Raw genomic sequence first — 10596 nt, 5'->3', positions numbered from 1 at the left:
GTCGGCCAGCCGGTGGGCCTGGGCGAGCAGCGCACCGTAGGTGGCGACCTCGTCGGGGTCGTCCGTCGTGGAACGGACCAGGTCCCGCCGCAGTTCGTCGAGTGTGCCGCGCAGTTCCGCCACGGCCGCGCGCAGCTCGTCCTCGCGCTCGTCGCCGAACCGGCTGTGACTGTACAGCCGCAGCGCGTGGGCGGACTGGCACAGGAACTCCGCGTACCGCCGGGCGGGGCCCGGATGCGGCCGGGGAGCCCGGCCGTCCTCGGTGGCGGCCTCCAGCACGGTGCGGGTCACGCCCGCGGTGTGCACGGCCGCGTAGTCCAGGACCACGAGGGCGTCGTCGTACGACTTGTCGTCCGGCGGCACGGCGGCGGCGCGGCGGCGGCGCAGATTGACGCGCAGGCTCTCCCGGCTCCACTCGACCGAGGACCGGGCCTGCTCCACCAGTCCGTGCAGCCGCAGCGCGCGCTCGTGCCAGGCGGCCGCCTCCTCGGGGTCCCAGCGTCCCTGGGCCAGCCCGTCCGCGACGTCCCGCAGGATGTCATGGGCCTCCTCGGTCGCATCGCGCAGCACGGTGCGGGTGTCGTGCAGGTAGAGCGGCGGGCGGACCAGCGCGTTCACGGTGATCCCGACCACCGCCCCGAACAGCGCCTCGGTGAGCCGGGCGGCGGAGGTCGCGATGGAGACGGACCCGTTCGTGAGCACGAACAGGGCGCCGGTGGCCGCGTAGATGCCCTGGCTGCCCAGGCGCCGCCACTGGCCCAGCAGCATCGCGAGGGGCAGGACCACCGCCATCGCGGTCACCGTGCTGTGCAGCAGCAGGCCGACCGCGGTGGCCGCGACCGTGCCGGCCGCGATCGCCCCGAGCTGCTGCAGCCCGCGCGCGATCGACCGGTACACGGTGGACTCCACCAGCACCACCGCCACCCACGGGGCGACGAAGGCCACCGGTGCCCGCAGCCACCAGCCGGCCACCGCCCAGGCCACCCACGCGGCCAGCGCGGCCTTCACCGCCTGGACGGCCAGGTCCCGCTCACGGCCCGGTCCCGCCCAGACCCGTCGTATGTTCTGCAAGGTCAGTCGTATTCCACGCACGGCGAACCGGGTGCCACCTCACGTCCCGTCCATGCCCCCCGGATGCGCGGGACGGTCCGGTCGGTCGCGCTCCGCGCCGGCGCGGGCCGCCGCGCGCCACGCGGACTCCCGCAACAGCCGCAGGCCGTTAAGGCCGACGAGGACGGTGGAGCCCTCGTGGCCCAGGACCCCGAGCGGCAGCGGCAGCGCGCCCGCGAGGTCCCAGACGGCCAGGCCGCAGATGAACACCGCCGCGATGGCGAGGTTCTGCGCGACCAGCCGACGGGCGCGCCTGGAGAGGGCCACGACGGCGGGCACCGCGGCGAGCTCGTCGCGCACGATCACCGCGTCGGCGGTCTCCAGCGCCAGGTCGGATCCGGCGCGGCCCATCGCCACACCGGTGTGCGCGGCGGCCAGCGCCGGCGCGTCGTTGACGCCGTCCCCGACGACCAGCAGCCGGTGCCCGGCGTCCTGCCGCTCGCGTACGGCCGCCACCTTGTCCTCGGGCAGCAGCCCGGCCCGGACGTCACGGATGCCGACCTCGCCGGCCAGCCGGGCGGCGGCCCGCGGATTGTCGCCGGTGAGCAGCACCGGACGGGTCCCGGTGAGCGCGGTCAGCGCGGCGACCGTGGCGACGGCGTCCGCCCGCACCCGGTCGGCCACCCCCAGCACCCCGGCCGGGACCCCGTCCACCCGGACCACCACGGCGGTACGGCCGCCGGCTTCCAGCCGGGTGACCACGGCGGCGGCCCGGTCGGCGGCGGGCGCGAGGGCGGGGGCGGCGGGGGAGCGGCCCGGCGCCGGGGCGACCGCTCCCGCGGTGTCCTGGGCGCACGCGTCCCGCCCGGCGCCGCGTGGGGCTTCGAGGCCCGCGGGACCGTACGCCGGCTCGCCCAGCAGGCGGACCGGTGCGCCCACCGCGACCGTGCGGCCCCCGACCTCGGCGCTCACCCCGACGCCCGGCGCGGAGGCGAAGTCGTGCGCGGTGGGGACGGTGAGGCCACGGGTGCGGGCGGCGTCCAGCACCGCCCGGGCCAGCGGGTGCTCGCTCGGGTGCTCGGCCGCCGCGGCGAGCGTGAGCAGCTCCCGCTCGGACAGGCCGGAACCGGGCAGTGGGACGACGTCGGTCAGCCGCGGGGTGCCCTCGGTGAGGGTGCCGGTCTTGTCCAGCGCCACCGCGTCCACCTCGCCGAGGCGCTCCATCACCACGGCCGACTTCACCAGCACCCCGTGCCGGCCGGCGTTGGCGATCGCCGACAGCAGCGGCGGCATGGTCGCCAGGACGACCGCGCACGGCGAGGCGACGATCATGAAGGTCATGGCCCGCAGCAGCGACCCGGTCAGCGCGGCCCCGAACGCGAGCGGTACCGCGAACACGGCGAGCGTGGCCGCGACCATGCCGAGCGAGTACCGCTGCTCGGCCTTCTCGATGAAGAGCTGGGTCGGCGCCTTCGTCTCGGACGCCTCCCGCACCATCCGTACGATCCGGGCGATCACCGAGTCGGCGGTGTCCCGGCCGACCCGCACGCGCAGCGCGCCGGTGCCGTTGAGGGTGCCGGCGAACACGTCGTCACCGGGTGCCTTGGCGACGGGCAGCGGTTCACCGGTGATGGTGGCCTGGTCGACCTCGCTCCTCCCGTCCAGCACCCGGCCGTCCGCGCCGATCCGCTCCCCGGGCCGCACCAGCAGGGTGTCCCCGACGGTGAGCCCGGCCGGTGCGACCGTCTCCTCCGTCCCGTCGGCGCGCAGCCGGGTGGCGGTCGCGGGGGCCAGGTCCAGCAGGCCGCGCACCGAGTCCGCGGTGCGGGCGGTGGCCAGCGCCTCCAGCGCGCCTGAGGTGGCGAAGATCACGATCAACAGCGCACCGTCCGTCACCTGGCCGACGGCCGCCGCCCCCAGCGCCGCCACGACCATCAGCAGGTCGACGTCCAGGGTCTTGGCGGTCAGCGCCCGCAGCCCCGCCCAGGCGGGCTCCCAGCCGCCGGCCGCGTAGGCCAGCGCGTACGCCGCCCCCCAGGTCCAGCCCGGCGCGCCGGTGAGCCGCAGGGACAGGCCGAGCAGGAACAGCGCCGTGGCCGCCGCCGCCCAGCGGGCCTCGGGCAGGGCGAGCACCCGGGTACGGCGGCGGGCGGCGGCCGGTTCGGTGCGGGCGGGCCCGGTGGGCGCGGGGCGGCCGGTCAGGACGGAGGACATGGGGGGACCCTTCGGCGGGCGGACGTCGGGCGGTGGGCGACGGCGTCGGGTGACGGACGTCGGACGAGGGGCCCACCATACAGGTACATATGAAGAACTCTTCAAGTGTCGTCTGTATGATGGCGGACATGGGCCATGGAGCAACTCCCGCGCGGACAGCGGTTCCCCGCACGCGCCTGGACGCCGACAGCGCCGCGCGCGTGGCGACCACCCTCCAGGCCCTCGCCACCCCGTCCCGGCTCCTGATCCTGTCCCGGCTGCGTGAGGGGCCGTGCGCGGCCACCGAACTCGCCACCGAGGTGGGCATGGAACAGTCCGCCTGCTCACACCAGTTGCGGCTGCTGCGCAACCTCGGCCTGGTCGTCGGCCGCCGCCAGGGCCGCTCGGTGATCTACGCCCTGTACGACGGCCACGTCGCCGAACTCCTCGACCAGGCCGTCTACCACATCGAACACCTGCGCCTGGGCCTCAGCGACGGCGTGGACACCGGCCTGCCGGAGCAGGCGCCGTCCGGCACCGCCCGCTAGCCGCCCCGCCCCGGCCGGGAGGCGCGGCGAAGGACGCCCCGACCGGCCGGACCCGTCACGGCGGCACCGCGCGCAGGGCGCTCAGCACCGCCCAGACGACCGAGACCAGCGGAACCGCGACAATGGCCCCGATCACGCCGGCGACGATGCTTCCCGCGATCACCGACACGGCCACGACCAGCGGATGCAGCCGTACCGCCCAGCTCATCACCAGCGGATGCAGCACATGCCCCTCCAGCTGGCCGATCACGACGATGAGCACCAGCACGCCCAGCGCCGTCAGCGGGCCCCGCCCGGCCAGCGCGACGATCGTGGCCACCCCGAGGGCGACCGGCGAGCCCACCAGCGGCACGAACGCGGCGAAGAACTCCAGCAGCGTCAGCGGCAGCGCGAGCGGCACCCGCAGCACCAGCAGGCCCACGCCCACGAGCACGGCGTTGGTGGCGGCCACAATGATGATGCCGCGCGTGTAGCCCGAGAAGGTCCGCCAGGCCGCCCGCCCCGCGCGGTCCCACACCGGACGGGCACCGCTCGGCAGCAACTGCTCGCGCGCCCAGCCCCACAGGCGTTCACCGGAGTGCAGGAAGAAGACCGAGGCGAACAGTGCCAGCGCGGCGCCCGTGATCAGCTCCACCACCCGGCCCAGCTCGTCGACCGCGCTGCTGAGCAACGCCGCCCGGTGCGCGGAGACATAGCGGGCCACCTGGTCCTGCAGCGCGGACAGCGCGCCGGGGCCGAGCCGGAAGGGCGGCCGTTGCAGCCACTCCTCGATCCGGTGCACACCGCCGCGGAACTCACCGGCCAGCCGGTTCGACTCGTCGGCCACCGAGCTGCCCACCAGCGCCAACAGGCCGAGCAGCAGCACCAGGCTGCCCACCAGCGCCACCGCCACGCTCAGCGGCCTCGGCAGCAGCCGGGCGAGCAGATCGGTCACCGGGCGCAGCACGGACGTCACGACCAGCGCCAGGAACAGCGCGACGGCGATCAGCTGGAAGTTGCCGAGGACGATGAAGACGCCGTAGACGGCGACGCCGACGAGGATGAGCCGCCAGGCGTAGGCGGCGGCGACCCGCAGCCACGGCACTGTCCGCTCGGCCGCCGGTACCGGCGGTACCGGCGGGTCCTTCCGGGTCGGGGCGGGCGGCCGTACGGAGTACGCCGGCCGGCTGCCCAGCACGACGACCCCGGCCCGGCGCGGACCGTTCCGCCCGGCCGTCCGCCGGCGCCCACCGCCCACGCTCCCGCCTCCTTCCCGCGCCGCACCGGCCGGCCGACGGCCGGTCACCTCCACAGCACCGTAAGCACAGGGCGCGAGAAGCGGCGCGGGGAGAGCACCCGCGTGGCAGAGGTGCAGGACCCGTGGGGCGGAAAAGGTCAGGCGCCGGCGGCCGTCACCGCCTGGGAGGGTCCGTCGCCGTCACTGCGAGTGTCGGTGTCGGTGTCGTGGCCCGGCATGGCCAAACCGTCGCCGAGCGCCCGCGCGTCCCCGGCGCACCGGCGGTAGCGAGTGATCGCCCTCCCCAGCTCCAGCCGTTCGGGCTCGGGCAATGTCCCGCCCTGCGCGTACTCCAGGAGGTGCTCGGCGACGGTGCGCAGCTTGACGTTGGTGCGCTGGGAGACGTCCCGCAGCGCCCGCCAGGCGTCCTCGGGGGCCATCAGCCCGAGCACCACGAGGGCGCCGATGGCCTGGTCGATGACGGCGTGGGAGGTGACGGCGCGCTGCAGTTGCCGGTTCTCCACCTGCAGCCGGTCGTACTCGGTCGTGAGGTCGGTGGAGGAGAGCAGGACCAGCGGCTGATGCCGGGACAGGGCGAAGAAGGCCATGGAGCACCTTTTCGGGGTGGGGGGCGTCACTGCACGCCTGCCCCCAGTGGGCGCTTGCACACGAATTGAACCCAGTATCGGGGTTCGGGTCACGCCGTGCCGCTCCGCGGCGGGCGCCCGTGCCCGGCCGGCCCGTCCAGCCCGTCGCCGGCGGTCAGTAGCCCCAGCTCTCCTGGACCGCGCGTGCCACCGGCAGCAGCTCGCGGATGTCCGGGGGCAGCGCGTGGGCCATCCGCTCGGTCAGTTCCGGGGCCAGGGCGGCGTCCAGGACCTCCATGACGGCGGCGGCCTCCCGCAGTGCGGTGTCCTCGTCGGTACCGGCGCGCACGGCGATGCGCCCGGCGAACGCGGTCAGCCCGAACCGCTCGCCCGCCTTGCCGGAGTCGCGGGCGGCGGACGCGTCGGCCGCCTCCCGCATGGCGGCCGCCATGTCCGGCGGCAGCTGGGCGGCCACGTGCCGGGCCAGCCCGGAGGGCAGCCGCTCCGACAGGGTGCGCGCGACCGCGTGCGCGGCCCGCTCGGCCGTCCCCCGGTCGGGCAGCTGGGCCAGCGCCTGCACTTTTCCGATCATCTCGTCGTGCCGCATGAGACCGGTCCCTTCCGTGCGCACTGCCGACCGTACGTCCGCTTCCCCGCGTCTCCCGGCGTGTTGCCACGTCTTCCGACGTGTTCCCGCCTCTAGCGACGTCTTCCTGCGTCCTCCTGGGGGGCGGCAAACGCCGAGTACCCCGCTCCCTCAGCCCTCGACCGTCTGCTGGGTCGCCGTCCAGGCGTACTGGAGCCAGTCCGCGACGGTCAGCGCGCCGAGGCCGCCGCAGACCAGCCGGGTCAGCCGGGGCGCCGCCGCGTAGGAGCAGACCAGGGCGCCGGTGGCCCAGGCGGCCGTGCAGAACGGGCAGGACAGCAGGTCGCCGGTGGCCCGGCGCAGCCCGGTGCCCCGGCTCTCCTCCATGACCTCGTTGCCCCGGCCCTCGCCCGTGCGGCGGGTGAACGGCGCCCGGAGGAAACTGGTGACCTTGTCCTTGGCGAGCAGCCGCGACGCCTTGTACGCCGCCGTGCCGAGCAGCGCCACGTCCCAGGGCGGCACCTGTTCCGGCAGCCGCACGCCCCGGCGCCGGGCCACCAGCGCGAAAGTGCCGGCGCCCGCCGCGAAGACGGTGGCGAGGGCGGCGTAACCGCCCAGTGGGGTGTCGCCTTGCTCGTCGTAGCGTGCGGCGTCCGTGGTCATGAGACCTCCTCGCTCTTCACGTCCGGGTGTGCGGCCGGTTCCCGCCGGCCCGTGGGCGACACGTGACCTCCCGGGCGGACGGCGGTATCCTATTCATCGAATGATGAATTCTTGAGCACTTCTCCGACGAATCCGACGAAGGGGAGGACCGCGATGGAGAAGACCACCTGCTGTGTCGTGGGGGGCGGTCCGGCGGGCATGGTGCTCGCCCTGCTGCTGGCGCGCGCCGGGATCGCGGTGACCGTCCTGGAGAAGCATGCCGACTTCCTGCGCGACTTCCGCGGTGACACCGTCCACCCGTCGACCCTCGCCCTGCTGGACGACCTGGGGCTGGCCGAACCCTTCGCCCGGCTGCCGCAGCGCCGGGTGCGCACCGTACAGCTGCCCCTGGGACCCGGCCGCTCACCGGTCACGGTCGGAGACCTCTCGGTCCTGCGCGGCCCCCACGACTACGTGGCGATGGTGCCCCAGTGGGACCTGCTGGACCTGCTCGCCGACGAGGCCCGGCGCGAGCCCTCGTTCGAGCTGCGGACCGACACGGAGGCGACCTCCTTCCTCGTCGAGTCCGGACGGGTGACCGGGGTGCGCTACCGCACGCGCGACGGCCGCACCGGCGAACTGCGGGCCGTCCTCACCGTCGCCTGCGACGGCCGCGGCTCGCTGGCCCGCTCCCTCCCCGAACTGCGCCTGCGCCGCTTCGCCTGCCCGATGGACGCCTGGTGGTTCCGCCTGCCGCGCCAGGAGGGCGACCCGAGCGGGCTGGTCGCCGGCGCGGGCGAGGGCTTCCTCACCGCGATGATCGACCGGGGCGACTACTGGCAGTGCGCCGCGCTCATCCCCAAGGGCACCGACGCCGCGCGCCGGGCCGCCGGCCTCGACCGTTTCCGGGCGGCCTTCGCCGCCGCCGTCCCCTGGACCGCCGGCCGGACCGACGCCCTGCGCTCGTGGGACGACGTCAAGCTCCTCGACGTCCACCTCGACCGGCTGCGCCGCTGGCACCGCCCCGGACTGCTGTGCATCGGCGACGCCGCGCACGCCATGTCCCCGGTCTTCGGCATCGGGATCAACCTCGCCGTCCAGGACGCGGTGGCCGCCGCCCGCCTGCTGACCGAACCGCTGCGCCGCGGGACCGTGGGCCTGGGCGACGTACGGGCGGTCCAGCGCCGTCGCCGGCCCACCATGATCCTCGCCCAGACCCTGCAGCGCGCGGCCCATGCCCGCTTCATCACGCCGGTCCTGGACGGCCGGCCGCCCCTGGGTGACGCCGGCCGGGCCCGGCACCTCGTCGGCCTGGTCGCCGGGTCCCGCGTGCTGCGCCGCCTCCCCGCGTACTTCATCGCCTACGGCGCCCTGCGCGAACGCCCGCCGGCCGCGGCGATCCGCCGACCGGCGACCCGGCCCCCGGGGGCGGCCCCCGGGGGCGGCCCCCGGGACGGCGACTGACCGCCTCCAGGCCGTGCCACGGCCGTCCGACCGGACCCCCGGCAGGGCGTGCGTCAGGTCACATATGAGCTGCTTCGCACTCCCTCCCGGCCGTGGCCCGTGCCGGGCTACCGTTGCGTCGAGCCCTGTACCCCTGCACCTCGGACGGCCCGGCTGTGCTCACTGACCTGTCCCCCCTGATCGCCGCCACGGCACGCTGGCTGACGGCGGCCTACCCGCCCTGCGGCGGCGCGCTGGCCCACGCACTGTGCGAGGCGCAGGCCCGGCAGGCGGTGACCGTCGCGGCCTGGCTGCGCTACCCCACCGCGATCGACGCCGGTCTGGTCACCCTCGCGGGTCCCGGCGGCGCGGCCCGCCTCGACTGGATCACCGGTGCCGAGCCGGCCGAGGATCACCCGGCCGAGGAGTGGGCCTGGCGCACCTGGGTCGACGAGGTCGTGGCCAGCTGGGCCGCCGCGCTGCTCGCCGACGCCGGGCTGGCGGCGCTGGCCGTCGCCGCGCTGGGCGAGGGGGAGCACTCCGGGGCGCCGGTCGAGTTCCGGCGGTTGCTCAGCCCCGACGACGGTGACCACCGTGCCGCCGCCCTGCTGCGTCACCCGGACCTGCTGGCGCCCGTGGCCGGCCTGCACCATGCCCAGCTCCTGGACCGCCTGGCCCCGGGACGCTCCCTGGCGGCCTGAGAGCCCCCGCCGCACCGGCGCGACCGGCGGCTCCGGACCGCACCCGCCGGCCGACAGCCCCGCCGGGCCGCCGCGCTGCTCGCCGACGCCGGCCTGGCGGCGCTGGCCGTGGCCGCGTTGGGCGAGGGGGAGCACACCGGGGCGCCGGTCGAGTTCCGCCGGCTGCTCAGCCCCGACGACGGTGACCACCGTGCCGCCGCTCTGCTGCGTCACCCGGACCTGCTGGCGCCCGTGGCCGGCCTGCACCATGCCCAGCTCCTGGACCGCCTGGCCCCGGGACGCTCCCTGGCGGCCTGAGAGCCCCCGTCGCACCGGCGCGACCGGCGGCTCCGGACCGCACCCGCCGGCCGGCAGCCCGCCGGGCCGGCCCGTTGCCTCCCCTTCGCCGCGCGGTCGGTCGTCCGCCACCCGGACGGCGGCCGGGGGCGCGGGCGTGCCCGCGGCGGGGAATGGCTCGGCCGTGACCTTCAAGAATCCCGTCCACCGCGGCGGCCCCAGCCGCGGCCGGTTCGACCAGTTCGCGGAGTACGCCTCCAACTTCACCAGCTCACCGCTGTTCTTCCTGTTCTGCCTGCTGCTCGTCGGCTTCTTCATCGCCTCGCACCTCGCCCGCCTGCCGGTCGAGGTGCTGTTCCTCGCGGGTGAGTCCATGACGGCGGTCACCCTGCTCCTCCTGGCCCTGCTGAAGAACGCCGAGGTCCGTGCCGAGCACGCGGTCCAGCGCAAGCTGGACGCGATCGCCGCGGCCCTGCTGGAGGGGCACCGGGACGACCCCGCCCAGGCGTACGAGGACCTGCGGAAGGCGATCCGGATGGAGGAAGAGACCTGACCCGGGGCGACGAAACGCCGCGGCGGTTCTTCCCGGCACTCCGCGGAGGGACGACCATGCCGTGTCATGGACATTCTGCTCGTCGCCAGCGCGTTCAACAGCCTCTCCCAGCGCCTGTACGCCGAACTCACGGACCACGGGCACCAGGTGGACGTCGTCCTCGCCACGCACGGCCCCGACCCGGTCCGGGCCGCCGTGCGCGAGGCGCGCCCCGATCTGATCGTCGCGCCGATGCTCCGCACGGCCCTGCCGGAGGACGTCTGGCGGGAGCACACCTGCCTGATCGTGCACCCCGGCCCGCCCGGCGACCGCGGCCCGTCCTCGCTGGACTGGGCCATCGAGGGCCGGGCGGCGCAGTGGGGCGTCACCGTCCTGCAGGCGGAGGCCGGCATGGACGCGGGCCCGGTCTGGGCGGCCGAGCCCTTCCCCGTACCGCCCGTCGGCAAGAGCGACCTCTACCGCAACGAGGCCTCCGACGCCGCCGTCACCGCCGTCCTGACGGCCGTACGGCGCTACGCCGACGGCGACCACAAACCGCTCCCGCAGACCGACGAGTCGGTCACCGTCGTCTGGCGCGACTACCACCGCCAGGAGCGGCGCCGCATCGACTGGGAACGCGACGACACCGAGACGGTCCTGCGCAAGCTGCGCGGCGCCGACTCCCAGCCGGGCGTCCTCGACGAACTCCTCGGCCACGAGGTGTTCCTGCACGGCGGCCACCCCGAGGACGAGCTGCGCGGCCGCCCCGGCGCCCTGCTGGCCCAGCGCGCGGGCGCCGTCTGCCGGGCCACCCGCGACGGC

At 75.8% G+C, this 10596-nt stretch carries 11 protein-coding genes and 1 pseudogene; 6 read left to right on the top strand and 6 right to left on the bottom strand.

What is annotated here, in order from left to right:
- Together IE312_RS24725 and IE312_RS24720 are read right to left on the bottom strand one after the other, a co-directional pair.
- The coding region (locus tag IE312_RS24725) for an FUSC family protein (protein WP_229900398.1) at window positions 1–1071 on the bottom strand (1071 nt) is incomplete at its 3' end.
- Window positions 1072–1110: 39 nt separating this feature from the next.
- Complete coding sequence (locus IE312_RS24720) at window positions 1111–3264, bottom strand: heavy metal translocating P-type ATPase (RefSeq protein ID WP_189984527.1); 2154 nt, start codon at window positions 3262–3264, stop codon at window positions 1111–1113.
- A 128-nt stretch (window positions 3265–3392) separates the two neighbouring features.
- On the opposite strand from IE312_RS24720, the gene IE312_RS24715 reads away from it, so the two are divergent.
- A complete protein-coding gene (locus IE312_RS24715; RefSeq protein WP_189984526.1) occupies window positions 3393–3791 on the top strand; it encodes an ArsR/SmtB family transcription factor in 399 nt (132 codons plus the stop codon).
- 55 nt (window positions 3792–3846) lie between these two features.
- On the opposite strand, the gene IE312_RS24710 is transcribed toward IE312_RS24715, so the two are convergent.
- From IE312_RS24710 to IE312_RS24695, 4 genes are all read right to left on the bottom strand, one after another.
- A complete protein-coding gene (locus IE312_RS24710; protein WP_189984525.1) occupies window positions 3847–5028 on the bottom strand; it encodes an AI-2E family transporter in 1182 nt (393 codons plus the stop codon).
- Between the two features lie 137 nt (window positions 5029–5165).
- Window positions 5166–5615: an ANTAR domain-containing protein gene (locus IE312_RS24705; protein ID WP_189984524.1), complete on the bottom strand. Its 450-nt coding sequence runs from the start codon at window positions 5613–5615 to the stop codon at window positions 5166–5168.
- 154 nt (window positions 5616–5769) lie between these two features.
- Window positions 5770–6201 carry a DUF2267 domain-containing protein gene (locus IE312_RS24700; RefSeq protein ID WP_189984523.1) on the bottom strand — a complete coding sequence of 144 codons (432 nt, stop codon included), beginning with the start codon at window positions 6199–6201 and terminating at the stop codon, window positions 5770–5772.
- Window positions 6202–6351: 150 nt separating this feature from the next.
- Window positions 6352–6843, bottom strand: a complete 492-nt coding sequence (locus IE312_RS24695; RefSeq protein ID WP_189984522.1) for a DUF1360 domain-containing protein — start codon at window positions 6841–6843, stop codon at window positions 6352–6354.
- 153 nt (window positions 6844–6996) lie between these two features.
- Here IE312_RS24695 and IE312_RS24690 point away from each other — a divergent pair, with 153 nt between their 5' ends.
- From IE312_RS24690 to IE312_RS41745, 5 genes and pseudogenes are all read left to right on the top strand, one after another.
- Complete coding sequence (locus tag IE312_RS24690) at window positions 6997–8286, top strand: FAD-dependent oxidoreductase (RefSeq protein ID WP_189984521.1); 1290 nt, start codon at window positions 6997–6999, stop codon at window positions 8284–8286.
- A 155-nt stretch (window positions 8287–8441) separates the two neighbouring features.
- Window positions 8442–8966, top strand: a complete 525-nt coding sequence (locus tag IE312_RS24685; RefSeq protein ID WP_189984520.1) for a hypothetical protein — start codon at window positions 8442–8444, stop codon at window positions 8964–8966.
- Between the two features lie 66 nt (window positions 8967–9032).
- A pseudogene (locus IE312_RS24680) lies at window positions 9033–9263 on the top strand (hypothetical protein); the annotation flags it as partial.
- Between the two features lie 163 nt (window positions 9264–9426).
- The gene (locus IE312_RS24675) at window positions 9427–9795 is read left to right on the top strand and encodes a hypothetical protein (RefSeq protein ID WP_189984518.1); all 369 of its coding nucleotides are present in this window, start codon (window positions 9427–9429) and stop codon (window positions 9793–9795) included.
- Between the two features lie 66 nt (window positions 9796–9861).
- Window positions 9862–10596 (top strand): formyltransferase family protein (locus tag IE312_RS41745; RefSeq protein WP_268254350.1); only part of this gene is annotated, 735 nt, incomplete at its 3' end.

The organism is Streptomyces capoamus (assembly GCF_014654935.1).
In the GTDB taxonomy this organism is placed as follows: domain Bacteria; phylum Actinomycetota; class Actinomycetes; order Streptomycetales; family Streptomycetaceae; genus Streptomyces; species Streptomyces capoamus.
Note: the sequence above shows the minus strand (reverse complement) of the source record. Positions and strands in the feature narration are given on the sequence as shown.